The organism is Plantactinospora sp. CNZ320 (genome assembly GCF_002846275.1).
Genome location: NZ_PJMP01000001.1, coordinates 5,805,142 through 5,830,023, shown reverse-complemented (window position 1 = coordinate 5,830,023; position 24,882 = coordinate 5,805,142). Strand labels below are relative to the sequence as shown.

Genomic DNA, 24,882 nt, shown 5'->3' with positions numbered 1-24,882 from the left:
CCGGTACCCCGGCCAGCTCGGCGGCGGCCAGTTCCGGCACGGTGTCCGCCTGTGAGGTGACCGGCACCTCGAGGTCGAAGAGTTCCCGGAGCAGGGCGGCGTACTGGTCGCCACCGGGTTCGGCGGCGAGTTGCCGGACCCGCACCGTCGGCGAGTGCAGCAGCCGCTGCACCACCCGGTGCACGGTGTGGCTCACCTCGGCGCGCTGGTCGTCGGTGAGATCCGGCCGGCGCTGGGCGAGCCGGCGCAGCTCGGCGGTGACCACCTCGTCGGCCCGGGCCCGCAGCGCGGCCACGGTCGGCGCGACGTCCGCGCCGCGCAGCCAGGTGAGGAACGCCTCGACCTCGGAGCTGACGATCTGTGAGACGGCGGCGGTGTCGGCGGCGGCCGGGCCGATCGGCTGGGCCGCGGCCAGCGCGTCGATGTCGACCACCACCGTGCCGGGCAGCTCGGCGACCGCCGGCTCGACGTCCCGGGGTACGGCGAGGTCGAGCAGCACCAGCGCGTCCGGCCGCTGGGTCGCGCGTCTGCGCAGCGCCCCGGCGACCGTGTCGCGGGTGAGGACCGGCTCGATCGACGCGGTGGCGGCGACTACTATGTCCACTGTGGAGAGGGCGGTCGGAAGTTCGGCGATCGGCACCGCCGAGGCGGCGTACGCCTCGGCCAGCCGCAACGCCCGGTCGTGGCCCCGGTTGCTGATCCCCACCGGGCCGGCGCCCAGCCGGGAGAGCGTGGCCACGGCCAGCGCACCCATCGAGCCGGCCCCGACCACCAGCACCGGGCGACCCTCGACGCTCCCGCCGAGGTGGGTGGCGGCCAGGTCGAGGGCGGCACTGACCACGCTCTGCCCGGCCCGGTCGATGTCCGTCTCGGCGTGCGCCCGCTTCCCCACCCGGAGGGCTTGCTGCATCAGCTCGTGCAGCAGCCGGCCGGGCGCGTCGGCCTCGCTCGCGGCATGGTAGGCGTCGCGGAGTTGGCCGAGGATCTGCGCCTCGCCGACCACCATCGAGTCCAGCCCGGCGGCGACCCGGAAGGCGTGCTCCACCGCCGCGCCGTCGTAGTGCACGTAGAGGTGGTTGGCCAGCTCGGTCGGGACGGCTCCGGCGTGTCCGGCAAGTACGGTGCAGATGTCTCCCAGCCCGCCGTGGAAGCCGGTGACGGCGGCGTAGACCTCGACCCGGTTGCAGGTCGAGACGACCACCGCCTCGCCGACGTACGGCTGGGCGAGCAGCCGGGCGAGGATCTCCGGCAGCTCGGTGTTGGCCACGGCCAGCCGCTCCAGGATCGCGACCGGCGCGGTGCGGTGCGACGCACCGACGACGAGCAGGTTCATGAGCCGACCGCCTCCGCGTTCGTCGACCGAAGTGTCCCGGTGGGCGCTGCCTCGGTGGTGCCGGTGGCGGCGAGCCCGCCGGGCAACGCCGTCAAGCCCGCCGTGGCGGGGCCGCCCAGGGTGGTGCCGTTCGCCGCGCCGCGCCCGGTGCCCGGACCGGCGGTTGCCGGCAACCCGGTCAGCGCCGCCTTGCGGTGCTCGTGGAAGGAGAGGATCTGCAGCTCGATGGCGAGGTCGACCTTGCGGACGTCGACCCCCTCCGGCACGGTCAGCACGCACGGGGCGAAGTTGAGGATGCTCGTCACCCCGGCCGCGACCAGTTGGTCGGCGACGCTCTGTGCGGCGGTGGCCGGGGTGGCGATCACGCCGATCGCGATGCTCTCCTCGGCGGCCACCCGCGGCAGCTCGTCGATGTGCCGGACGACCAGCCCGTTGATCACCTCGCCGAGCCGGGCCGGGTCGGCGTCGAAGAGCGCCGCGATCCGGAAGCCACGGCCGGCGAAGCCCGCGTAACCGGCGAGGGCGTGACCGAGATTACCCACACCGACCAGGGCCACCGCCCGGCACTGGGTGAGCCCGAGCACGAACTCGATCTGGTCGATCAACAGGGCCACGTCGTAGCCGACGCCCCGGGTGCCGTACGACCCGAGTTGCGAGAGGTCCTTGCGCAGCTTCGCCGAGTTGACCCCGGCGGCCGTCGCCAGCTCCTCGCTGGAGACCGTGTCGTTGCCCGATTCGGCGAGATTGTGCAGGGCACGGAGGTATTCGGGGAGCCGGGCGACCGTCGCCTCAGGAAGATCCGGAAGCGCCGGCACCGCACCGGCGCGGCCGGGCGTGCCTACGGGGCGGTGCTGATTCATGCGACTCCGTGCCGTGCGATCTTCGACCAACCGGACCGGCGGGTCGTTCCGGGGCACCCGCTGGCGGCCGCTGTGACCGGCTGTGCTAGCAGGGCTCGTCGGAGTAACAGAGTAGGCGCTTGTGAAGACACGCACAAATCGCGATCTTGATAGACCGCGATAACGCCTCACCTGGGCCTCCACTTACAAGATCAGTTCGCGACCCAACCGGAGCCGTCACGGCGATTATTACCTAAGTCCGACTTATCTGACCAACTCGCCACTACCACCCCGGCCGATCGACAGGCGTTTTCCGCCGATCCACCAATCACGATGCGCCGTGGATTTCCTGCCGTCCACCATTACATTCGGCGACGAACCGTCGCTGCCCCAACGATTTCCCGGCTGCTGGATTTCCGGGACCGACCGCCGGCTGGCGCGCGGACATCCGACCGGGTGGGGACAGCCCTACCGTGAAGAGACCAGCCGATGGGATGGGGACCGACCGCAGCGATGCCTAGCGTCGAGAACATGACCACGACCACCGCCACCAGTGTGGCCGTCGGCGCCGAACCCGGCGCCGGCCGCAGTGTGCTGCGCCAACTCGCCATCGACTCCGGTTACGTGCTACTCGGCCTCCCCCTCGCGGTGGTGAGTTTCGTCGTGCTCGTCACGGGTACCGCGCTCAGCTTCGGGCTGGCGGTGACGGTGACCGGACTGCCGATCCTGGCCGGCACCCTCTACATCGCCCGGGCCTTCGCCGACATCGAGCGGCTCCGGATGCCGCCGGTGCTGCGGCAGGCACGGGTACGCCCCAACTACCGCACCGCCGAACCCGGCGCCGGCATCTGGCGGCGGATCTTCGTACCCATCGCCGACACGCAGTCCTGGCTCGATCTCGCGCACGGCTGGGTACGGCTGGCAGTGGCGCTCGTCACCGGCGTGATCACCATGGCCTGGTGGGGCGGTGCGATCGGCGGCTCGCTCTACTGGGCGTACGACTGGGCGATCCCGCAGAGCCCGAACGACGACGGCCTGCACGAACTGCTCGGACTCGGCGACAGCGCCGCCGCCCGGATCGGGCTGAACACCGCGCTCGGGCTGTTCTTCCTGATCACCCTGCCGCTGGTGGCCCGGGGTTGTGCCCTGATGCAGGCCGGGATCGCCCGCGCACTGCTGACCGGAGTGGCGGAGATGCGCAACCGGATCACGGTACTGGAGGAGCAGAAGCGGGCAGCGGTCTCGGCCGAGGCCACCGCGCTGCGCAAGCTGGAGCGGGACATCCACGACGGGCCGCAGCAGCGGCTGGTCCGGCTGGCCATGGACCTGAGCCGGGCGCAGCAGCAGCTCGACTCGGACCCGGAGGCAGCCCGGCAGACCCTCGGCGAGGCGCTCGCGCAGACCCGGGACACCCTCGCCGAACTGCGCGCCCTCTCCCGGGGCATCGCCCCGCCGATCCTGGTCGACCGGGGCCTGCCCAGCGCCCTGGCCGCGCTCGCCGGACGCGGCCTGATCCCGGTCGAACTCGCCGTCGACCCCCGGCTCGGCACCTCGGACGGCCGGCCCGACCCGGCGATCGAGTCGACGGCGTACTTCGTGGTGGCCGAGGCGCTGACCAACGTCGCCAAGCACAGCCGGGCCACCGAGTGCTGGTTGACGGTGACCCGGGAGGAGCGGGCGCTGCGGATCGTGGTGATCGACGACGGTGAGGGCGGCGCGCACATCTCCAAGGGGCACGGGCTGGCCGGGCTCGCCGACCGGGTACGCGCCAACGGCGGCACCCTGACCGTCCTCAGCCCGCCCGGTGGGCCGACCGAGATCCGGGCCGAGCTGCCGTGCTGAGCCACCCCGCCGCCCCGACCGGCACGACGACGTCACCCGAGGTCGCAGGGACGGCGACCACGTCACCCGAAGTCGCGCGGATGGGACGGGAAGACCCCTCGGACGGGCCGGCAGTGGTAGACAACAACACCATGCGCGTAGTGATCGCCGATGACGCGGTACTCCTCCGGGAGGGCCTGATCCGCCTGCTGACCGAGCACGGCCACGAGGTGGTGGCCGCGGTCGGCGACGGTACGACCCTGGTCGAGGCCATCGTCACGCACCGCCCCGACATCTCGATCGTCGACGTCCGGATGCCGCCCTCACACACCGACGAGGGGCTGCGGGCGGCGGTGGAGGCCCGGCAGCGGGTACCCCGTACCCCGATCCTGGTCCTCTCCCAGTACGTCGAGGTGTCGTACGCCGACGACCTGCTCGCCACCGTCAAGCCCAGCGGAGGCGCCGGTGGCGGTGGCATCGGTTACCTGCTCAAGGACCGGGTGGCGGCGATCGACGAGTTCCTCGACGCGGTACGTCGGGTGGCCGGCGGCGGTACGGTGCTCGACCCGGAGGTGGTCGGCCAGCTCCTCGTCCGGCGCCGTCGGGACGACCCGCTGCGGCAGCTGACGCCGCGCGAACGGGAGGTGCTCGGACTGATGGCCGAGGGGCGGTCGAACACCGCCATCGCCCGCGCCCTGGTGGTCAGCGACGGTGCGGTGGAGAAGCACGTCCGGAACATCTTCACCAAGCTGCAACTGCCGCCCGACGAGGAGCAGCACCGCCGGGTCCTCGCCGTGCTCGCCTACCTGCGCGGCTGACCCGTCATCCGTCCGGTGCCGGGGTCAGTCCGGCTTGGCGGCACCGGGATCGGTCCAGCCGTCCGGCACCCCGGTCAGCCCAGCCGTCCGGCACCGGGGTCAGTCCAGTCTGGCGGCTAGTTCGACGGCCTCGGTGAGCGAGTCGGCGACCGGCCAGCCGGCGGCGCGGAGCCGGGCCGAATCGGTGAATCCGCCACTGTAGAGGACACATCGAGCGCCGACCGAGTCGGCCGCCTCGGCGTCGTCGATCGAGTCGCCGATCAGCACCGCCGAGCTTCCGTCGACACCGGACTCCGCCAGGTGCCGGGCCAGGTGCCGGGCCTTGCGGTCGCCGCCGACGGTGCCGCGCAGCCCGTCGACCCGGCGGAACACGGTGGTCAGCCCGTACCTGTCGACCGCCGGCACCAGCTCGTCGTGGAACCACATCGACAGCAGCGACTGGGTACCGCCCCAGGTCTTGATCGCCGTGGTGGCGTCGGCAGCCAGCTCGCAACTTGCCAGCCCGACCCGGTACGCCTCGTGGAAGAGCTGGTCCAGCCGGCTGAACTCCTCGGCGTCCACGGCCCGGCCGAGCACCTCGGCGTAGTAGTCCGCGATCGGCCGCCGGAACTGCGTACGGTGTTCCTCGGCGGTCACCTCGGGGCCACCGGCTCCGGCCAGGGCCACGTTGGTGGCGGCGACCACCAGGGTCAGGTCGTCGAGCAGGGTGCCGTTCCAGTCCCAGACGAGGTGCTCACGCATCCGAGCACGATACGCGGCGGCCCCGACCGAATTTCAGTCGCGGGGGGCGGTCAGGTCGCGGAGCAGACGCTCCTCCTCGACCCGCCAGTAGCCGTGCTCGCGGCCGTCGAGCAGCACCACCGGCAGCCGGTCGCCGTACTCGCGTTCCAGCTCCAGGTCGCCTGTGACGTCCAGCTCGGTCCAGCGGTCGCCGGTCAGCGCCACCACCCGGTCGATCGCCTCCCTGGCGACCTCGCAGAGGTGGCAGCCGGGCCGGGTGATCAAGGTCAGCCGTGGCTCACTCGTCGTCACTCGCGCCCCTCCGGCCGGACCACCGATCTGCGTACCCGGCCGATCGCGGAGAGCGGCAGGGACCCGACGAACTCTATCCTGCTCGGGCACTTGAACCTGGCCAGGCTTCGGGCGCAGTGCGCGGCCAGCTCGGCGGCGGAGACGTCGCTGTCCGGTGCCAGTACGACATGGGCGGTGACCGCCTCCCCGGTGACCGGGTCCGGCCTGCCGAACACCACCGACTCGACCACCTCCGGGTGGGCGCCGAGCACCCGTTCGACCTCCTGCGGATAGACGTTGAAGCCGTTGACCAGGATCAGTTCGCCGAGCCGGTCCACCAGGAAGAGGTCGCCCGCGGCGTCGGCGTACGCCACGTCGCCGGTCCGCCACCAGCCGTCGGCGTCCGGGCCGCCGTGCCCGTCCGGCCAGTAGCCGGAGAAGAGGTTGGCGCCCCGGACGACGATCTCGCCGGGGTCGGTACCGGACGAGGGAAGTTCCAGGTCGGGCTCGTCCACGTCGTCTCCGCCGTCCGCCGGCTCGACTGTGGAGCCGTCCCGCCACAGCTCCTCGCCGTCGGCGGCGACGAGCCGCAGTTCGACGCCGGGGATCGGCCGACCGATGGAGTTCGGTTTCACCTCCGGGCCGGCGGAGAGCGTGGTCGTGAGCACCGGGGCGGTCTCGGTGAGGCCGTAGCCGACCTGGATCCGCCGGCCGGTCGCCTCGGCGAACCGGGTCGCGCCGCCGACCGCCAGCGGCGCGGCGCCGCAGATCGCGACCCGGACCGAGGCCATCGCGGTGCGCAGGGCCGGGGCCTCCGGCAGCATCGTCCAGCCGACGAACATCGACGGTACGCCGACCAGCACGCTCACCCAGTGCCGGGCGACCACCTCCAGTACGCCGGCCGCGTCGAACCGATCGACCAGCACCCCGCACGCCCCGTGGTACGCCACCGCACCCAGCCCGGCGTTCAGCCCGTACGCGTGGAAGAGCGGCAGGGCCAGCAGTACCCGGTCGTCCGCCCCGACCACCGGTGGGGTGATCCGGCCGACCTGCTCGTGGTTGGCGAGCAGCGCCCGGTGCGACAGCATCGCGCCCTTCGGCTCGCCGGTGGTGCCGGAGGTGTAGAGCAGCACCGCCACCGCCTCCGGGTCGGTCCGGACCGGCCCGCCGACCGCCGGACCGGTCAGGGCCGGCGGGCCGGTCGGAGTCGACAGTCCGGTCAGGGTCGACAGTGCGGTGTGCAGTTCGGTCAGTGCCGGCAGCTCGGCCCGGACGCCGTCGACGGCCGAGCGGACCTGTTCGGTGCAGATCAGGATGCTCGCCGCCGAGTCGGCCAGGATGTGCCGCAGCTCCGGGCCGGTCAGCGTCGGGTTCACCGGCACCGCCACCAGCCCGGCCCGCTGGGTACCGAAGAAGGCGGCCACGAATTCGGGCGTGTTGGCCAGGGCGATGGCGACCCGGGCCGGGTGGCCGTCGGTCGGCCCGGCGGCCCGGCGGCGCAGCGCCGTGGCGACCCGGTCGACCTCGGCGTCCAGTTCGGCCCAACTGCGCACGCCGTCCGACCAGAGCAGCGCGGGTTGGTCGGGGCGGCTGGCCGCGGCCAGGCGTACCCGGTCGGCCAGGGTGGCCGCGGCTGGCTCGGCGGGGGTGTCCGCTCCATCCTGCACGGTCGCTGAGTCTGGCACAGCGCCGGCCACGCCGCGTGCTCCGACCGCCGCCTCGTCCAGCGGTCGCACAACCGGCCATCCCGGACCGTCGGTCGCCCGCCTCCGGGCACGAACGGTGGAACTTTCCCTCGACGTGGAACTTCTCTCGACTTATCCGCTGGCCCGGGGTACGTTCCAGCAGGCCGTAACGGGTTTCGGATATTCACGCCCCCGTGCGGTGGACAGCTTCTAACACGTTCGCCGCGGCGCGCCCAAGGCCCGTCGCGCACTGGCGTGTCTGCACGTTTTCCCTGCTCAGCACCGTTGCTAGTGCATTGTCAGGCATCTGACAACGCACAAGCTGTGCGCCCCGTTCGGGTGTTCTGCAGGAAATACTTTGGCTCTGTGTAACGGACTTGCCGCACATGGGTGACGTTGGCCCTATCATCACTCGGGTCGGCTCACCCCTTTTGCCGTGAGTCGACACCCCTCAGCCCGAGGAGGCCGCCGTGCCTGTGAGAGCACTGCACCAGCAGCTGTGGGGCGTGTGCCGTCGTGCGGCGCACCCCGGAACTGCCGTGCCGGATCGCGCCGACCCCGGCGCGGGTACGGCCCCCATCGCGGCCCGGTTCCGGCAACCGGTTTCGCGGCCTCGGCCGGCCGGGGAGGTCCAGTGAGCACATACGGATACGTCGACGGAGCATCCGGCGGCGCGCCACGGAACACCCGCCTCGCCCTCACCCAGGGCCTCGACCGGCTCCGCGCGTCAATGGACGACATGCTGAGCCTGGCGGTACGCGGCGACGGGGGCTCGAAGCGGATCCGGAACCGTCCACATCCGAACGAGACGCCGACCCGGCACAACACGCCTGGCGGCAACGCCCGACCGGTCGGCGGCCGGGTGGTCAGTCCGACCCGGCCGGCGATGCCCACCCAGCCGGGCACGCCGGCACCGCCCGCCCAGCCGGGTACGACCACGCCGCCCGTCCGGCCCGAGGTGCCGGAGACCGAGACCGCGATCATCCCGGTGGTCCCGGCGACCGAGGAGTCGACCGGTTCCGGCGGCGGTACCCCGACCGGTTATCCGGACCGGCCGGACCCGTCGGACCCGGCCCGGGAGGTCTGGGCGCTTGTCGAGCGGGCCCAGGCCGGCGAGCCGGAGGCGTTCGGCCTGATCTACGACCGGTACGTCGACACCGTCTTCCGGTTCGTCTACTTCCGGGTCGGCAACCGGCAGCTCGCCGAGGACCTCACCTCGGACACCTTCCTACGCGCGCTGAAGCGGATCGGCAGCTTCACCTGGCAGGGCCGTGACCTGGGCGCCTGGCTGGTGACGATCGCCCGGAACCTGGTCGCGGACCATTTCAAGTCCGGCCGGTACCGACTGGAAGTTACTACGGGTGACGTTTTGGATGCGGACCGCGAGGATCGGGGTCTGGAGGGGAGCCCGGAGACGGCCGTCGTCGAGCACATCACGAACGTCGCCCTGCTGACCGCCGTCAAGCAACTCAACCCCGAGCAGCAGGAATGCATAGTTCTGCGATTCCTACAGGGTTTCTCGGTGGCGGAGACCGCCCAGGCGATGGGTAAGAACGAGGGCGCGATCAAGGCTCTCCAGTACCGCGCGGTGCGGGCACTGGCCCGGTTGCTGCCGGACGGCTTCCGCCCGTGAAGCGCTCCCACGGCCGGCGCCGGGGCTCCGTGACTCCGCTCACTCTTCGTAGTATTTCCCGCCGTCGGGCCGTAACCGGTCGACCCTGCCGACCGTTTGTCCGGGTGCGACCGGTGGTTGGCTTGAGATCCCGCCGGCCGGTCGGTCGGAGAGCGGATCGGACCCCGGGCACCGTGGCCCGGTACTGAGGTCAGCCACCGTCGTACCCGGACGGCGAGACGACGCCGACCGCAGCATCGCGACCAGCGAAGGGAGGTGTCGGCGGTGAGTTGGAAGACCTTCTACCGCCAACGCGCCGAGCGCTTCGCGCAGCTGCTCGACGAGGCCACGGGAGGCCGTCGCCACCACGTCCGGTCCCGCGTCGACGACGACCTGGCGCAGCCTCTGGCGATCGGCGAACGACTCCGGAACGTCCAGTCCACCGTCGAGGTCGACCCCGACTTCCGGGCCGGCCTGCGCGCCATGCTCGTCGCCACCGCCGAACGGGAGGGGATCGGCGCGACCGCCACAGACGACGCCATCGTCGACGGCGGCGGTCAACCCGCCACCCACCGGAGCGGCCAGCCCGCGTTCCGGGGCCCACGCACCCGGGCCCGGGCCCGGGGCGCCATCGTCATCGGGGTCGCCGTCGGCGCCATCGCCGTCTCCGGAATGTCCGCGGCCAGCGAGAACGCCGTACCCGGTGACGCGCTCTACGGCATGAAGCGGCACACCGAGCGCGCCCAGCTCGCCCTGGCCAGCTCCGACCTGAGTCGCGGGCAGCTCTTCCTCGACTTCGCGCGTACCCGGCTCGCCGAGGCGGTCGCGGTCGGCGGCCAGAACTACGGCTTCTCCGACGTCCTGGAGGACATGGACGCCGACACCCGACAGGGCGTCAAGCTGCTGACCAGCGCCGCCGTGCAACGCCAGGATCCGTCGGCGCTGGACGCGGTGGACAGCTTCCTGCACGAGCAGCGGCCACAGGTCGCCCGCCTCTTCGAGGACACCACCCGGGCCACCCGCAACCGGGCCAACACCTCGCTCGAACTCCTCGACGACGTGCAGGCCCGCTCCGAGAGCCTCCGGGCCGCGCTCATCTGCCGGGTCGGCGCGATCGGTCGAGCGGACTCGATCGGCCCGCTCCCCCGCAGCTGCCCGCCTGGCCGTGGCCCAGCCGGTACGCCGACGGACCCGACACCTCCGAAGGCGGAGGACGAGGACGGCAGCCGTACCCCGGAGGAGGCGCCACGTGCGCCGGACCGGACCTCGGCACCCCGGCCGCCCGCGCCGACGCCCAGCCCCGAGCAGCCACCGGCGGTGCGGGACCGCAGCACCACCGAACCCGTACACCGGGTCGGCGGCTGACCGGCGAAACGTCGGCCGCTGCCCGGACTCCGGGTGCGCCCGCCCCGATCCGGCTACCCTCGCTGTGTACCCCGTAGCGAGGAGGTTGCCGCGTGGCTCGGGCCCGCAAGGTGACGGTCAGCACCGACGACCACGGCCACACCGCCGGCTGGGCCGAGGCGGGACCGGACGCCCCACCGACGGAGCCGGCCCGGATCGATCCCGGCGCCGCCGCCTTCTTCGACGTGGACAACACGATGATGCAGGGCGCCTCCATCTACTGGTTCGCCCGCGGTCTGGCCGCCCGGAACTACCTCACCACAGGTGACCTGGCCCGGTTCGCCTGGCAGCAGCTCCGGTTCCGGGTGCTCGCCGTCGAACACGCCGGCAGCATGTCCCGGGTCAAGGAGGCGGCGCTGGCCTTCGTCGCCGGCTGGCGGGTCGAGGACGTCGAACGGCTCACCGCGGAGATCTTCGACGAGTTGATGGCGCCCCGGATCTGGACCGGCACCCGAGCCCTGGCCCAGCAGCACCTGGACGCCGGCCAGCGGGTCTGGCTGGTCACCGCCGCGCCGGTGGAGATCGGCCGGATCATCGCGGCCCGGCTCGGGCTGACCGGCGCGATCGGCACCGTCGCCGAGATCCACGACGGCGCCTACACCGGGCAGCTGGTCGGCGACCTGATGCACGGGCCGGCCAAGGCGGACGCGGTGGTCCAGCTCGCCGCCGTGGAAGGACTGGACCTCAACCGGTGTGCCGCCTACAGCGACTCCGCCAACGACCTGCCGATGCTCTCCGCCGTCGGTCGGGCGGTGGCGATCAACCCGGACAGTACGCTGCTGCGGCACGCCCGGGAGCACGGCTGGTCGGTACACGACTTCCGGACCGGGCGGAAGGCGGCCCGGATCGCCGTACCCTCCACCGTCGCCGCCGGGCTGGTGGCCGGTGCGGTGACGGCGGGACTGGCGATGCGTCGCCGGCTGGCCCGGTAACCTGCCCGGGATTCCGGCGATCCGGCCCAACGATCCGGTCCGGCCCAGCGATCCGGTCCGGCCCAGCGATCCGGTCCGGCTCAGCGATCCGGCGCGGCTCAGCGATCCGGCGCGGCTCAGCGATCCGGCGGGGCTCAGGGGCCGAACGGATCGGGGCGCTTCTCCAGCAACTGGTGCAGGGTGTGCTGGATGGTCTCGCGTACCTGGTCGGCGAGGTTGAAGACCACCAGCGGATCGTCGGCGGAGTCGACCAGATGCTCGGTGGGGATCGGCGGGCAGAACTCGATCAGCCACTTGCTGGGCAGCGGCACCGCGCCGAGCGGGCCGAGCCAGGGGAAGGTCGGCGTCACCGGAAAGTACGGCAGCTTGAGCAGCCGGGCCAGCGGCTTGATGTCGGCGAGCATCGGGTACGTCTCCTCGGCCCCGACGATCGCCACCGGCACGATCGGCGTCCCGGTACGCAGTGCGGCGGAGACGAAGCCGCCCCGCCCGAAACGTTGCAGCTTGTAGCGGTCCGCGTAGAGCTTGCCGACGCCCTTGAAGCCCTCGGGGAAGACGCCGACGAGTTCACCCCGGCCGAGCAGCCGCTCCGCGTCCGAGTTGCAGGCGACGGTGCCGCCGGTCTTGCGGACCAGCTCGGAGACGACAGGCATCCGGAAGACCAGGTCGGCACCGAGCAGCCGCAGGTAACGGTGCTTCGGGTGCTGGTCGTGCAGCACGGCGGCCAGCACCAGCGCGTCCATCGCGACCGTGCCGGAGTGATTGCCGACCACCAGCCCGGCGCCGTCGACCGGCAGGTGGTGCACGCCGGAGACCTCGGTGCGGAACCAGTCACGGTAGAGCCGGCGCAGCACCGGATGGAAAACCTGCTCGGTCAGCTCGGGGTCGAAGCCGAACTCGTCGACCTCGTACCGCCCGGAGAGCCGCCGGCGCAGGAAGGCCAGCCCGGCGGCAACCCGCCGGTCCCAGACGTCGTCGTCCTCCGGCTGGTCCGCCGTCGTCGGCCCGGGTCGGTGCCCGTTGCGCAGCGCCGGCCGGTCCAACTCCGTGCCGTCCACCTCCGGGGGTACCGAATACCGTCGGCCGGCCGCGCTCTCCGGATCGTGCTGCACCCCGGCGGCCTCCCCGTTTCCGGTACCGTTACGCCGGTCGTCCGCGCTGCCGTCGCCGGTCATCGTCCACCCCGCTCGGCCGACCCGGCGCCGTCAACTCGCCCGGCGTTGTCGGCTCGCCCAGCGCTGTCGGCTCGCCCGGTGCCACTGGCCCGCTCGGCGCCCTCGGTCGCCTCGATCCGGATCCGCTCCCGGACCGTGGCCCGGGTCTGCCGGATGCCGTCCATGATCGCCTGCTCGGCCCGGCGGAGCTGCTCCGGCCCGAGCACCGACCCCTCGCGGCGACTCGCGATGAACTCCTCGAAGGCGGCGGCGGTCGACCGGGGGGTGAAGCCGAATTCGGTGGTCAGCCTGGTGGTGTCGACCACCCGGCCGTGCACGAACAGGTCGACCTGGTCCAGGCCGTAGCGGGCGAAGCCCAGCACCCGGGCGAGCCCGGCCGCGCCGGACAGCCCCGGCTCCACCACCGGCAGGGCGACCCGGCCGGCCCGGCGGATCGCCTGGGAGAGTGACAGCACCCCCGGCCCGGCGACGTTGTAGGTCCCCGGATGCTCCTCCACCACCGACCTGTGCAGCACCTCCAGTACGTCGTCGAAGTGCACGAACTGGAGCCGGGGGTCCCGGCCGAGCACGGTCGGCACCACGGGCTGCGCGAAGTACCGGGTCAGCGTGGTGTTCGCCATCGAGCCGATGAACGGTGCGAAGCGCAGCACCGTGGCGGTGACGTCCGGGCGGCGCCGTCGGAAGCCGCGGACGTACCCCTCGATGTCGAGGATGTCCCGGGCGAAGCCGCCGCGCGGCACGGCCCGGGGTTCGGTGTCCTCGGTGAAGACGGCCGGGTCCCGGAACGACGCCCCGTAGGCGGCGGTCGACGACCGGACGACCAGCTTGCGCAGCCGGGGCGCCCGCTGGGCGGCGGCGAGCAGCTGCATCGTGCCGATGACGTTCTGCTCCTTCATCGCCGCCCGGCCACCCTGCTGCGGGTCGGCGGCCGTGACCAGCGACAGGTGCACCACCGCGTCGGCGCCCAACTCCTCGACGATGCTGCCCACCGCACCGGCGTCGGCCCGGACCCGCTCGACACCGTCGAGCAGCTCGGCGATCTCGGGCGCCGGTTCGTGCACGTCGAGACCGACGACCCGGGCGATCCGGTCGTCGGCTACCAGCCGCGCCGCAACGTGGGCGCCGAGGAACCTGCTGACCCCGGTCACCACGACGACCCCCGGCGCACCGGGGGTGCTACCGGGGGTCACCTCGCGCTCCGCGCGGGACGACCCGGGCCGAACCCGGACCGCCGCGACGTCGTCACGTGGGCCTCCGAAGGTCGACAGTCTGGACGGCTCACCGCCGGCCGGGCAGGCGCCCGGCCGGGGTCACTTGCCGAGACGGCGACGCTGGACGCGGGTCTTGCGCAGCAGCTTGCGGTGCTTCTTCTTGGCCATGCGCTTGCGGCGCTTCTTGACCACCGAGCCCATACGACAGCCCTTCTGATGCGACGTGCTGGTCGGACCGGCCCCACCCGGAGGTGCGGCCGGTTACCGAACTGGACAACGGACCGGGCCGGCACTACGGGCTTGCACCCATCTCGGCACGTGGCCACGGTCGCGGTCCAGACTAGCCCTCGGTCCTCAGCCGGACCAACGCGCCCCCATGAGGAACCGCCCGGCCCCGACGAGAAACCGTCCGGCTCCGCCCACAGACCACCCGGAGCGCCCCGGAACCGTCGCGTCATCACGGCTGCTCGGTCAGGCGGTCTCCTGGAAGGCGCCGCGCAGATAGTCGTGCACCGCGTGCTCCGGCACCCGGAACGACCGCCCGACCCGCACGGCGGTCAGCTCGCCGGAGTGCACCAGCCGGTAGACAGTCATCTTCGACACCCGCATCAACGTCGCCACCTCGGCGACGGTCAGGAACCTGACCTCCGGCATTCGGCTGTCCGGCTGTGGTGATCCTGCCATGGCTCACCAACCCATCCCAATCCCCGGCGCGTGCCGCCCGACGGGATGCTTCCGCGCCGCAGCTACGCGCGTGTTACCAGTACGGTAACGGGGCGGCTGTGACCGGCGCGATCCCTTCGGGCATTTGATCATCACTGGCTCGTCCGTCGACAGCTGGGAACGAGTCATCAGCGGTCATTCGGCACGAAGGGCGATCACCGGATCCAATCGCCCGGCGCGCTGCGCGGGTACCACCCCGAAGATGATCCCGACCGCCGCCGAGACGCCGAACGAGAGCGCCAGCGACCACCAGGTGACCACCGCCGGTACCGGGGAGAGGGCCGCCACCAGCAGCGCGGCGCCCACCCCGAGCCCCATCCCGAGCACCCCGCCGAGCGAGGTCAGCAACACCGCCTCCAGCAGGAACTGCACCCCGATGTCCCGGGGCCGGGCGCCGACCGCCTTGCGTAGGCCGATCTCCCGGGTCCGCTCGCGCACCGAGACCAGCATGATGTTGGAGACTCCGACGCCGCCGACCAGCAGCGAGATGCCGGCGATCGCGGCCAGCACCCCGGTCAGCACCCCGAGGATGTCTCCGAGTACGCCGAGGATCTGCTCCTGGGTCACCGCGCTGAACTCGGTGTCCGGATGCCGCCGGGTCAGTTCGGCGACGACCCTGGCACCGAGGTCGTCGATCTCCTCCCGGTCCGGTGCCTTGATCGCGATCCCGTCGATCCGAGACGTGCCGTAGAGCCGGTGCGCGGCGGTGACCGGGATGTGCACCTCGTCGTCCCGGTCCACCCCGAGGCTCTGGCCGAGCGGGGCGAAGACCCCGATCACCCGGAACCGTACGCCGGCGATCGCCACCTGCTGCCCGACCGGCTCCCGGTCGCCGAAGAGGGTACCGGCGACCGTGGCGCCGAGCACCGCGACCCGGCGACTCGTGTCCACATCGGATGACGTGAGGTAGCTGCCCCGGTCCAGCTCCCGGACGAAGACCTCGGGTGTGGTCTCCAGTACGCCCTGCACGGTGGTGAACGCCGAGCGGGTACCGGCGCGTACCGTCTCGCCGGAGGTGACCGTGACCGCCACCCGGCGCGGATCGCCGACCACCCGGTTGACCGCCTCGACGTCGGCCAGCGAGAGCCGGGAGACCGCCGGCGCCGCACCGAAGTCGAGCCGGCCGGGCACCACGACGAGCAGGTTGGAGCCGAGCCCCTCGACCTGCTGCTCCACCTCCCGCTTGGCGCCGCTGCCGATGGCCACCAGCACCACCACGGCGGCCACCCCGATCACCACGCCGAGCATGGTGAGCATGCTGCGCAGCCGGTTCGCCCGCAGGGCGTCCAGCGCGACCCGCCACGCCTCGGCGATCCTCACGAGCCGCTCCCCGACCCGGGGTCGGTACCCCACCCGGCCGGTTCCGCCCCGCGGCGTCCGGTGGCTTCGGTGGCGCCACCGAAGCCACCGGACGGGTGCCCCGAGTCGCTTCCGGACGCTCGTCGGGGCTCCGCGCTGGGAGCGGGATCTACTATCTCAGGCCCGCGCCGCGCCGCCGGCACGACCGCCGGTGTCGTCCCGTGCGCCGCCGGTGATACAGACGCCGCCGACTCCCCCGCTCGCTCCGCCTCCCCCGCTCCTTGCGGCACGGCAGCTCGCTCCTCCGACTCGGCAGTTCGCTCCTCCGGCACAGCGGCTCGCTCCTCCGGCACGGCGGCTCGTTTCGGCTGGCCTGCCGGCGTCACCACTCGGCCGTCGCGCATCGTGACCTGCCGGTGTGCCCGCTCGGCGACCTCCCGATCGTGGGTGACCAGCACCAGCGCCACCCCGTCGGAGGCGTTCAACTCCTCCAGCAGGGCGAGCACGGACTCGCCGGTGGCGCTGTCCAGGTTGCCGGTCGGCTCGTCGGCGAGCAGCAGTACCGGATCGGTGACCAGAGCCCGGGCGATCGCCACCCGCTGCTGCTCGCCGCCGGAGAGCTGGTTGGGCCGGTGCTCCAGCCGGTGCCCGAGGCCGACCCGGCCCAGCATCGCCGCCGCGAGTTCCCGCCGCCGCCGGCCGCCGACGCCCCGGTAGACCAGCGGCAGCGCCACGTTGTCGACCGCGGAGGTCCGGGGCAGCAGGTGGAACGACTGGAAGACGAAGCCGATGGTCTCGTTGCGCAGCGTGGCGAGTTCTCCGACGTCCAGGGTGGTGACGTCCCGGCCGCCGATCACCAGCCGGCCGGCGGTGGGCCGGTCCAGCCCGCCGAGCAGGTGCATCAGGGTCGACTTACCCGACCCGGACGGCCCGACGACGGCCACGTAGTCACCGGCCGCGATGGTCAGCGAGACGCCGCGCAGCGCGGACACCGAGACGCCACCCAGGTCGTACGTCCGGACCAGGTCGACCGCCTCGACCGCCACCCCAGACCGCCGGCCCGATCCCCCGGGCGCCCCGGAGCGCCGGGCCGGTCCAGCCGTCGCCGCGTCGCCGGGGTCACCCGCCGGCGAGCCGTTCACCGTACCCGCTCGCCGGGGCGCACCTGGTCACCGCCGCTGACCACCACCTGCTGGCCCGGCTCCACCCCGCTGACGATCTGCACCAGGTCCTGCCCCTGCACCCCGATCGTCACCGGCACCTGCTCGGCGATCCCGTCCTCGACCACCCAGACCGCGTCCCGCCCCTGGGCGGAGTGCACCGCCGCCGCCGGTACGGTCACCGCGCCGGCCGCCTCGCGGACCCGCAGCCGGACCACCGCGCTCATTCCGGGGCGCGGTGCGGGGGCGGCCCGACCGTCGGCGAAGCGCCCGGCGCCGAGCGAGAGCCGTACCCGGTAGGTGACGCCGCCCCGGGCAGAGGCGGTCGGCAGTACGTCGACCGAGCGGACCCGGGCGGGATATTCCGCCCCGGTGGCGGCGTCCAGTTCCACGCTCGCCGGTATCCCCTGGTCGACAAGCAGCACGTCGGTCTCGTCCACCTCGGCGACCAGGCCGAGATCGGTCAGATCCACCACGGTCAGGATCGGGGTACCCGCGCTCACCCGGCCGCCGACCGGCACCGCCCCGTCGACACCTGCCACCGGGGCGGCCGGGGCGCCACCGCCGAGCGCACCGGCCGGATCGACCCCGGCTGGCGCGCCGAGCCCACCGGTCGCGCCCAGCAGCCCGGCCAGTGCCTCTGCCGAACCCGAGGCGGCCGGCGACGCCGGGCCGCCGAGCTGCACCACCCCGCCGATCGGCGAGCGCAGCACCAGCGCGTCGACTGTCGCCTTCGCCAGGTCGTACGCCTGCTCGGCCTGGAGACGCTGGGCCGCGGAGAGGGCCCGTACCGCCGAGTTGAGCCCGGCGACGCCGCGCTGCACGGCGCGTACCGCCGTGTTGGCGGTCTCGGCCGCCGCCTCGTACTGCCGTTCCGCGATCCGCACCTGGGCGAGCAGCGCGGCCCGCGCCCCGGGGTCGGTGAGCTTGTCGGCGGCGTCCCTGGCGGAGCGGAACGCCTGCGCCGCCGCCCGGTCGGTGCCGCGACGCAGCCGGGCCAGGTCGGCGCCGCCGCCGACGCCCCGCCCGGCGCTGCGGGCCGCGTCGAGGGCCCGGCGGGCCTTGGCCAGCCGGGCCCGGGCCGAGGGCGAGTCGATGACCGCGAGCACCCGGCCCGGCCTGACCTGGGCACCCGGCCTGACCCGCAACTCGGTCAGGATGCCGTCGGCGGGGGCACTCAGGGTCGCCGCGGCCCGCGCCGTCACGCTGGCCGGCGCGTCGACCAGCTCGGCGACGTCGGCCCGCTCCACGCTTGCCAGCCCGACCTGCTCGTCGGACTCGCAGGAGGCCGCGGAGAGGCCGAACAGGACGGTGGCGGCGACGAGGGCGGCGGAGATGACGGGGCGACGGGGCCGCGGTGCTGCGGACAGGCGCGGCGGAGAGGCGCGACGCACGCCGCCATGGTACGAGCTACCACCGACCCCGGCCGGCACGACGCGCGGGCCGGGGCGGTGCCGCTGAGCTGCACCTGATCTAGGAGGCGGTCCGCTTCACGTACGCCACGCACTCGTCGTGCAGCTTCGCCCAGTCCCGGCCGAACGCCTCCAGGGACGCCTCCTCCGCCGACCGGCCGTCGTGCACCACCAGTTTGAAGAAGGCGAGTACGTCCTTCTCGCCGAACCGGTCCACGAGATGCCGTACCGCGAGATAGCCGACGCCGTAACTGCCGGCGACGTGCCAGTTCTCGGAGCCCCTGCTCGGCGCCACGTCCGCCAGCTTGCCGTTCCAGCCCGAGCCGACCAACCGGTCGACGTCGTCGAGGCTGCCGTACCGGCTCGCCGCCTTGCCACCCGCCGCCGCCTGCTCGGCGAGCCCCTCCACCAGCCACCAGGCGTCGTCGTCGATATCGTCGGCTCCGGCCAGCGAGGAGGCGTGGGTCAGCTCGTGCCGCATCAGGTCGGCGTACTGGCCCGGCACCACGGCCTTGGAGTTGAGCACCAGGTCGTACTGGTCGCCACCGACCGGTATGGCGTATCCGGCGGTCCACTCCGGCCGGTTGCCGCCGTACCAGCGGCTCCACTCGTTCGGGCCGGCGTAGAAGATCAGGTAGCGCTCCGGCGGGGAGCCGTCCACGGCGTACCGGTCGGCGACCTTGGCCGCCCGCTCGCCCTCGCGCAGCAGGTCGGGCAGCCGGTCCCGGAACGCCCGGGGTGCGGCGACCAGGGTACGTTCGCCGATCGAGGCGACCAGTTCGTCGGTCTCCCAGGGCCGGGGCCGTCCCGGCCTACCGACACTGTCGGTGTCGATCGCGAAGAGTCGCGGCTGGCCGGCGCTGTCCTTCCACCGGGTGAACATGGTGATCTCGTTCGGCTCGCAGCCGGGGGTGACGAAGCAGTGCCCGACGGTGAGGTTGGCCCGCCACTCGCCCGAAGGGCTGACCTGACTCACCCGGCCCAGCAGCTTCGGCTCCCACTTGCTGACCCGCATCGCCCGCAGGGTCCGGAAGTCGCGCCGGAGTTGCCGGGCGGTCGCCGTGTTCGGCTCGGCGAGGCCGACGTAGGCGTTCTCGTCGCCGCCGAGCAGCGCCTTCGCCTGCCCGTCGAGCAGGCCGCGGATCTGCTCGGTGAGCCAGTCGGCGGTGACCGACGCCGGGTCGCCGGCCTTCGGGCTGGCCGCCGCACCGGCACCGCCGGCCGGGCTGGTCGGGTCGGCCACCCGGTCAAGCAGCGCCGCCCCGATCGCGACCGGCGCCGCGCAGAGCAGCAGGGCCACGACGGTGCCGAGGGCGACCCAGATCGGCCACCGGCGCCGGCGCGGCGGCGGGAGGAGACCGGCTGGTGCCGGCCCGTAGCCGCCGGGCACCGGATAGCCGCCCGGCATCGGGTACCCGGCAGGCGGCTGGCCGGGCTGGGCCTGGCCGCCGCCCGGCGGGTACGGCCGGGGCTGATAGCCGCTGGGCTGGTAGGCACTCGGCTGGTAGGCACTCGGCTGGTAGGCGCTGGGCTGGTGGGCACTCGGCTGGTAGGCGGCAGGCTGATAGCTGCCGGGCTGGTGGGCGGCGGGTTGGTAGCCCCTCTGCTGGTAGTCGCCAGGGTGGTGGGCGCCGGGCTGGTGGCGGCCAGGCTGATAGCCGCTGGGCTGGTAGTCGCCAAGGTGGCGGGCGCCAGGCTGGTGGTAGTCGCCAGGCTGGGGGGCGGCGGCAGGCTGGTGGTAGTCGCCCGCCTGGGAGGCGGCGGGCGCGACCGGGTAGCCGCTGGCCGGCGGAAGGCCGAGCCCGGCCGGTTCCGGCGTGGCGGGCGGGTGACCGCTCGGGCGCTGCCATCCGGATGGCGGGATGTCGGCCGATGGGTGGCCGATTTGCGGCTGTTGGTCGGCCGGTGGGCGGTGGTGGTAGTCCCCGTCGGTCACCGCCGGAGAGTACGACCAATCGTCCAGCCGTGCGAACCTGCCCTCAGCGGCCGGCCCACGAATTGGCCAGTTGCAGCGTCGGCCGGGAGTCGGGCAGTTCGGCGGCGGCTTGCCAGCAGTGCCGCGCCGAGCCGAGCAGCAGGGCCGACGAGACGGCCAGGCCCACCCCGCCGAACAGCACCTGCGCGCCTCCGTTCCCGGGCGGCAGTACGGCCAGCAGCAGGGCGCAGACCGTGGTCACCCCGACCACCACCGAGACGAGTACGGCGGTCAGCCGGATCGCGGCCGGACGGATGTGGAAGTGCCGTGGCCCCCAGCGCAGCAGGATGGCCGCCACCAGGGCAGTACCGAGGGCGAGCCCGGTGAAGGTGTCTGTCGCCCGCGCCAGCCACAGGTAGCCCGCTCCCGGCTCCGTGTCGTCCCAGAACTGCTGCCAGCCTCCGATCCGGCCCAGCAGCTCCGCCGAGCCGAACTGTGCGCCGAGCACTCCGAGCAGCAGCAGCGCCGTACGCCGTCCCTGCGCCACCGCCAGTACGTCCTGCAAGCCGGCAGCGATCCGCTGCGCCGAGCCGAACTCCCGGACGGCCTTTTGCTGCGCCTCCGCAGCGGCCAGCCCGCCGTGCCGGTACCCCTCCGCGGCGTCGACCAGGGCGTCCCGGATCTCGGCCAGCATGTCGGCCCGCAGTCTCGCGGAACCGCGCAACCGGTCGCCGACCACGCGGACGTAGGAGTCGATCGGGGCGGTCACCGGTTCAGTCTCTCCCAGCGGCGCAGTGCCGGACATCCGGAGGAACCCTGACCCGGGATGCGACCTGTTTCACGCGCCGAGGGCCTGAACGCGCCAGATGAGCGGACTGCGAGCCCTGAGGTGAATGTACGAATTATGCCTTGCCCGGCTGTCTCGGGGCAGTAAGCGTGCTCCGTCCGATGAAGTCACTCTCTGCTTTTTCTGCCCGAAATTTGAATGCCAGGATCTGGCCCGCATCTATCCCGATTCGCGCTTTTCGGGCGCTGTGCTGCCTTAATTACACTGGTTCGTGGGTTTTCTTCATATAGGCCCGCGATGGACTGAAGAGAGCCCTACGGTGACCTTAAGTGGCTACAACCTATTTGTGGCCCTCCGCGCCCAGACGGTGCGGCCGTGTCTTGTATTCGAAAGGCAGGGAGCTTGATGTCCGAATTCCAAGGGAGCCACGTGGATCCCCGTCAGCCCACGACTCGGCCGAAAAGGCGTCGGTCCCGGTGGTTCTTAGCCGGGGGCATCGTCGCGGGCAGCCTGGTAGCCGGCGCGGCCGGCCTGGCCGGCGTGGCCACGTTGGCCAGCGACAAGGGCCTGGCAGACGTGGACCTGGGGCAGTTGTCCATCGTCGCCGCCAGCAACAACCAGGATGACGAGGGCAAGGACCGGGGCAGTCACGAAGGTCCCAAGGACGCGAACGGCAAGCACGACGGTGGCCAGGACTCCGAGAGTGGCAACTGGCAGGACTACTGCAAGCCCGGTGGTGGCTGGCAGGGCCACGAGGACAAGAAGGGCGAGGAGTCCGACCAGAAGGGCGAGGAGTCCAAGGCCGCGCCCAGCGACAGCAAGGACTCGAAGGCGAAGCCGGAGGAGTCGAAGGACCCGAAGGCGGGCCCGACGGCGACCAAGGACCCGAAGGCCGGACCGGCCGCCGAGTCCAAGGACGCCAAGGAGAAGCACGAGGGCGCCAAGGACAGCAAGGACGCCACGGCCAAGCCGGAGGAGTCGAAGGACCCGAAGGCCGGACCGACGGCGACCAAGGACCCCAAGGCTGGCCCGACGGCGACCAAGGACCCCAAGGCTGGCCCGACGGCGACCAAGGACCCGAAGGCCGGACCGGCCGCCGAGTCCAAGGACGCCAAGGAGAAGCACGAGGGCGCCAAGGACGGCAAGGACGCCAAGGAGAAGTCCGAGGACGCCAAGGGCTCCGAGGGCTCCCAGGGCTCCCAGGGCTCCGGCTGGCAGGGTGGGTCGCAGGGCGGCTCCGGCTGGCAGGGTGGCTCCCAGGGTGGCTCGCAGGGCGGCTCCGGTTGGCAGGGCGGCTCGCAGGGCGGCTCTGAGGGCAGCTCCGGCTGGCAGGGTGGCTCGCAGGGCGGGTCGCAGGGTGGCGACGAGAAGGCTTCGTCCGGGGAGACCCCCGGCTCCGACAGCTCTCGTTGGCACGGCGGCTCGCAGGGCGGCGACGAGAACGGCTCGGGCTGGAACGGCGGGTCGCAGGAGGGCCGCGAGGGTTGCGGCTCGGACGAGCGCGAGGACGAGAAGGTGACGTCCGTACCGTGTGACCCGGACAGGCTCATCGCCGCGCTGGTGCACGCCAACGCCGAGGGTGGCGGCAGCCTCAAGCTCGCCCCGAAGTGCACCTACGTGCTCAGCGCGTACGACGACAGCGGGGAGAAGCACAACGGCAAGGGCCAGCCGGACTACGGCCAGGCGCCGTCCGACGCCGTCAACGGTCCTTCCGGCGCTCCGGCGGCCGCGGGTGGCCAGAGCGCCCAGAAGGGCGCGAAGAAGAACGAGAAGAAGAACGACCGTTCCGGCCTGCCGGTGATCAAGGCCCCGATCAAGATCAAGGGTGAGGGCGCGACCATCACCCGGGACAGCTACGCCAAGGACTTCCGCTTCTTCACCGTCCGCGACGGTGGGGAGCTGGAGTTGAGCAACGTCTTCCTGGAGAACGGGCGGGCGGACACCGGCGGCGCGATCTCGATCGACCACGGCGCGAGCGCCACGGTCAAGCGGGTCACCATCTCGGACAGCACCGCACTCGCCAAGGACGGCGGCGGCGGCGCGATCTTCAACGACGGCCACCTGGCGGTCAAGGAGAGCAAGTTCGAGGAGAACAACTCCGCCGGCAACGGTGGCGGGATCCTCAACGGTGGTGTCCTCACCGTCGAGAAGTCCGAGTTCTTCAGCAACAGCGCCGACAAGGCCGGCGGCGGGCTCGCCAACCACCAGGGGGCGGCCGACATCACCAAGAGCGCCTTCGAGTACAACAACGCCGAAGAGGGCGGCGGCATCGCCAGCGTCTCGGCCCGGACCAAGGTCTGGGACGGCGAGGTCAACGGCAACACCGCCAAGGTCGGCGGCGGCCTCTTCAACAAGGACGCCACCCTCACGGTCCGGGGGCTGCACGTCAGCAAGAACCTCGGCACCAAGGACGGCGGCGGCATCGCCACCATCAAGGGCCTGCTCACGGTGGACGACAGCAAGATCACCAAGAACACCACGCGGGGCGACGGCGGCGGCATCTTCGCCGAGAAGTCCGAGGTGATCGTGCGGAACACCGAGGTCAGCAAGAACAGCGCCGTAGGTGCTCGTTCGGTCGGTGGCGGTATCGCGATCGAGGGCGGTTCGCTCGATCTGAAGAAGAGCAAGATCGTCGAAAACGACGCGACCAAGAAGGGCGGCGGGCTCTTCGCCGAGCACGCCAAGGTCAAGGTGGACGACGAGACCGTGATCAGCCGGAACCGGCCTGACAACTGCGCCGGCAAGTCAACGGTCGACAACTGCTTCGCCTGATCCTCGACACTTGAGGCGCAGGTGACCGGGAACGGTAGCCGGTAACGGAGACCAGGACCGGTGACGGGGCGGACGCATCCGGTCCGTCGGGGGCAACGATCAGCAGATCGGAACCCTCGGCGGGCCGGATGCGCCTCTTCGCGTACCGGGGAGGAGGGGTGGTCGGGTGGATCAGGCCACGTCGAGGACCCGGCGTACCCGGGAGAACCGGCCGGCCGCCAGGTCGGCGCCGTCGATCCAGAACGAGACACCGACCAGCTCGCCCCAGGCGGTCCCCTGCTCGGCCTGGAGCGCGAGCAGCGGCCGGTGACCGGGCAGTTCCGGCACCGGGCTGTCCGGCCAGCCCAGCAGCCGGTGCCGCACCGTGGGCAGCCGGTCGCGGATCTCGGTGACCAGGCCCATCACCCGGGGCGGGTCGCTCCGGAAGACTGCCGTGAGTTCCGGCTCGGCGTAGTCGGGTGCGGCCGGGACCGGAGCGCCGACCAGCGGCAGCGCCGGGATCACCACCGCGTCCGGCGGGGCGGCCCGCTCCGGCAGCCCGACGGGTACGTGCAGCACGGCGCAACCGTCGTCGGCCGGGCCCGCCCCGAAGTCGGCGTGGTGCCACTCGTCGGCGAAGAAGAGCAGCGTCCCGCCCCGGGGCAGTGTCCACTCCGGACCGAGCAGCGGCGCCAGCCCGGCACAGTCGAGCTGGGCCAGCAGCGTCATCGATCGACCCTGGTGCTCCGGCCAGGGCACGCCGTCCGGCAGGCCGGGCAGTCCGCCGTACCAGCCGGCGACCGGGCCGGGGTTCCCCCCGTTGCGGCACCGGGCCGGTACCACGAGGCCGACCGAGGGGCGGAGCAGGCCGAGGATCTGTTCGACCAGCTCGGGATCGGCAGATGCCCGGGGCGAGTCGGCGAGGGCGGCACGCAACGCCGCCACCGCGCGAGGGAAGTCCATGGGATCCGAGGATGCCAGACCGGGCGGGTCG

18 protein-coding genes and 3 pseudogenes are annotated in these 24,882 nt (G+C 72.6%); 6 read left to right on the top strand and 15 right to left on the bottom strand.

The features are described 5' to 3' along the window. Positions 1 to 13: 13 nt before the first annotated feature. Both CLT71_RS26070 and CLT71_RS26065 read right to left on the bottom strand, forming a co-directional pair. Positions 14 to 1,333, bottom strand: a pseudogene (locus CLT71_RS26070) (glutamyl-tRNA reductase); the annotation flags it as partial. Then, entirely contained in the window at positions 1,330 to 2,193 is an 864-nt protein-coding gene (locus CLT71_RS26065) for a redox-sensing transcriptional repressor Rex (RefSeq protein ID WP_101369432.1), read from the bottom strand. The pseudogene CLT71_RS26070 and the gene CLT71_RS26065, both read right to left, overlap by 4 nt. A gap of 510 nt (positions 2,194 to 2,703) precedes the next feature. On the opposite strand from CLT71_RS26065, the gene CLT71_RS26060 reads away from it, so the two are divergent. Then, positions 2,704 to 4,014: a sensor histidine kinase gene (locus tag CLT71_RS26060; protein WP_486483452.1), complete on the top strand. Its 1,311-nt coding sequence runs from the start codon at positions 2,704 to 2,706 to the stop codon at positions 4,012 to 4,014. Between the two features lie 131 nt (positions 4,015 to 4,145). Continuing rightward, positions 4,146 to 4,811 carry a response regulator transcription factor gene (locus CLT71_RS26055; RefSeq protein ID WP_101371786.1) on the top strand — a complete coding sequence of 222 codons (666 nt, stop codon included), beginning with the start codon at positions 4,146 to 4,148 and terminating at the stop codon, positions 4,809 to 4,811. Between the two features lie 99 nt (positions 4,812 to 4,910). Here CLT71_RS26055 and CLT71_RS26050 read toward each other — a convergent pair whose 3' ends face one another. Genes CLT71_RS26050 through CLT71_RS26040 form a run of 3 tightly spaced genes read right to left on the bottom strand, consistent with a single transcriptional unit; the run spans position 4,911 to position 7,489 of the window. Then, entirely contained in the window at positions 4,911 to 5,552 is a 642-nt protein-coding gene (locus CLT71_RS26050) for an HAD hydrolase-like protein (RefSeq protein ID WP_101369430.1), read from the bottom strand. Between the two features lie 33 nt (positions 5,553 to 5,585). Further along, entirely contained in the window at positions 5,586 to 5,843 is a 258-nt protein-coding gene (locus tag CLT71_RS26045; protein ID WP_101369429.1) for a glutaredoxin family protein, read from the bottom strand. Continuing rightward, positions 5,840 to 7,489, bottom strand: a complete 1,650-nt coding sequence (locus tag CLT71_RS26040) for an AMP-binding protein (RefSeq protein ID WP_486483451.1) — start codon at positions 7,487 to 7,489, stop codon at positions 5,840 to 5,842. The genes CLT71_RS26045 and CLT71_RS26040 overlap by 4 nt, the downstream gene beginning before the upstream one ends. Positions 7,490 to 8,141: 652 nt before the next feature. On the opposite strand from CLT71_RS26040, the gene CLT71_RS26035 reads away from it, so the two are divergent. From CLT71_RS26035 to CLT71_RS26025, 3 genes and pseudogenes are all read left to right on the top strand, one after another. Then, on the top strand, positions 8,142 to 9,140 hold the full coding sequence (locus tag CLT71_RS26035) for a sigma-70 family RNA polymerase sigma factor (RefSeq protein ID WP_486483450.1): 999 nt from the start codon (positions 8,142 to 8,144) through the stop codon (positions 9,138 to 9,140). Positions 9,141 to 9,395: 255 nt separating this feature from the next. Then, a pseudogene (locus CLT71_RS26030) lies at positions 9,396 to 10,286 on the top strand (DUF5667 domain-containing protein); the annotation flags it as partial. A 290-nt stretch (positions 10,287 to 10,576) separates the two neighbouring features. Beyond that, a complete protein-coding gene (locus CLT71_RS26025; RefSeq protein WP_101369426.1) occupies positions 10,577 to 11,455 on the top strand; it encodes an HAD-IB family hydrolase in 879 nt (292 codons plus the stop codon). Between the two features lie 134 nt (positions 11,456 to 11,589). Here the strand turns inward: CLT71_RS26025 and CLT71_RS26020 are convergent, their stop codons facing one another. From CLT71_RS26020 to CLT71_RS25980, 9 genes and pseudogenes are all read right to left on the bottom strand, one after another. Next, entirely contained in the window at positions 11,590 to 12,630 is a 1,041-nt protein-coding gene (locus CLT71_RS26020; RefSeq protein ID WP_486483449.1) for a lysophospholipid acyltransferase family protein, read from the bottom strand. A gap of 122 nt (positions 12,631 to 12,752) precedes the next feature. Next, positions 12,753 to 13,820: pseudogene (locus tag CLT71_RS26015) on the bottom strand (NAD-dependent epimerase/dehydratase family protein); the annotation flags it as partial. A 120-nt stretch (positions 13,821 to 13,940) separates the two neighbouring features. After that, entirely contained in the window at positions 13,941 to 14,042 is a 102-nt protein-coding gene (locus CLT71_RS26010; RefSeq protein WP_007465623.1) for a 30S ribosomal protein bS22, read from the bottom strand. A gap of 270 nt (positions 14,043 to 14,312) precedes the next feature. Then, on the bottom strand, positions 14,313 to 14,525 hold the full coding sequence (locus CLT71_RS26005) for a helix-turn-helix domain-containing protein (RefSeq protein WP_101369425.1): 213 nt from the start codon (positions 14,523 to 14,525) through the stop codon (positions 14,313 to 14,315). Between the two features lie 174 nt (positions 14,526 to 14,699). After that, the gene (locus CLT71_RS26000; RefSeq protein WP_101371783.1) at positions 14,700 to 15,884 is read right to left on the bottom strand and encodes an ABC transporter permease; all 1,185 of its coding nucleotides are present in this window, start codon (positions 15,882 to 15,884) and stop codon (positions 14,700 to 14,702) included. Further along, positions 15,881 to 16,909, bottom strand: a complete 1,029-nt coding sequence (locus CLT71_RS25995; protein ID WP_101369424.1) for an ATP-binding cassette domain-containing protein — start codon at positions 16,907 to 16,909, stop codon at positions 15,881 to 15,883. Before CLT71_RS25995 ends, CLT71_RS26000 begins: the two co-directional genes overlap by 4 nt. Positions 16,910 to 17,001: 92 nt before the next feature. After that, positions 17,002 to 18,417, bottom strand: a complete 1,416-nt coding sequence (locus tag CLT71_RS25990) for an efflux RND transporter periplasmic adaptor subunit (protein WP_101369423.1) — start codon at positions 18,415 to 18,417, stop codon at positions 17,002 to 17,004. A 79-nt stretch (positions 18,418 to 18,496) separates the two neighbouring features. After that, positions 18,497 to 20,371: a hypothetical protein gene (locus CLT71_RS25985; protein WP_101369422.1), complete on the bottom strand. Its 1,875-nt coding sequence runs from the start codon at positions 20,369 to 20,371 to the stop codon at positions 18,497 to 18,499. A gap of 43 nt (positions 20,372 to 20,414) precedes the next feature. Next, complete coding sequence (locus tag CLT71_RS25980) at positions 20,415 to 21,119, bottom strand: permease prefix domain 1-containing protein (RefSeq protein ID WP_101369421.1); 705 nt, start codon at positions 21,117 to 21,119, stop codon at positions 20,415 to 20,417. Positions 21,120 to 21,677: 558 nt separating this feature from the next. Here CLT71_RS25980 and CLT71_RS36635 point away from each other — a divergent pair. Then, a complete protein-coding gene (locus CLT71_RS36635) occupies positions 21,678 to 23,909 on the top strand; it encodes a hypothetical protein (RefSeq protein WP_143743622.1) in 2,232 nt (743 codons plus the stop codon). A 171-nt stretch (positions 23,910 to 24,080) separates the two neighbouring features. Here the strand turns inward: CLT71_RS36635 and CLT71_RS25960 are convergent, their stop codons facing one another. Next, positions 24,081 to 24,851 (bottom strand): DUF1963 domain-containing protein, encoded by a 771-nt coding sequence (locus CLT71_RS25960; protein WP_143743621.1) that lies wholly within the window; start codon positions 24,849 to 24,851, stop codon positions 24,081 to 24,083. Positions 24,852 to 24,882 lie beyond the last annotated feature (31 nt).

Bases quoted from the DNA above. Each gene is read 5' to 3' on its own strand.
- CLT71_RS26065 (WP_101369432.1), bottom strand. From the start codon at position 2,193: ATGAATCAGCACCGCCCCGTAGGCACGCCCGGCCGCGCCGGTGCGGTG.
- CLT71_RS26060 (WP_486483452.1), top strand. From the start codon at position 2,704: ATGACCACGACCACCGCCACCAGTGTGGCCGTCGGCGCCGAACCCGGC.
- CLT71_RS26055 (WP_101371786.1), top strand. From the start codon at position 4,146: ATGCGCGTAGTGATCGCCGATGACGCGGTACTCCTCCGGGAGGGCCTG.
- CLT71_RS26050 (WP_101369430.1), bottom strand. From the start codon at position 5,552: ATGCGTGAGCACCTCGTCTGGGACTGGAACGGCACCCTGCTCGACGAC.
- CLT71_RS26020 (WP_486483449.1), bottom strand. From the start codon at position 12,630: ATGACCGGCGACGGCAGCGCGGACGACCGGCGTAACGGTACCGGAAAC.
- CLT71_RS26010 (WP_007465623.1), bottom strand. From the start codon at position 14,042: ATGGGCTCGGTGGTCAAGAAGCGCCGCAAGCGCATGGCCAAGAAGAAG.
- CLT71_RS26005 (WP_101369425.1), bottom strand. From the start codon at position 14,525: ATGGCAGGATCACCACAGCCGGACAGCCGAATGCCGGAGGTCAGGTTC.
- CLT71_RS25960 (WP_143743621.1), bottom strand. From the start codon at position 24,851: ATGGACTTCCCTCGCGCGGTGGCGGCGTTGCGTGCCGCCCTCGCCGAC.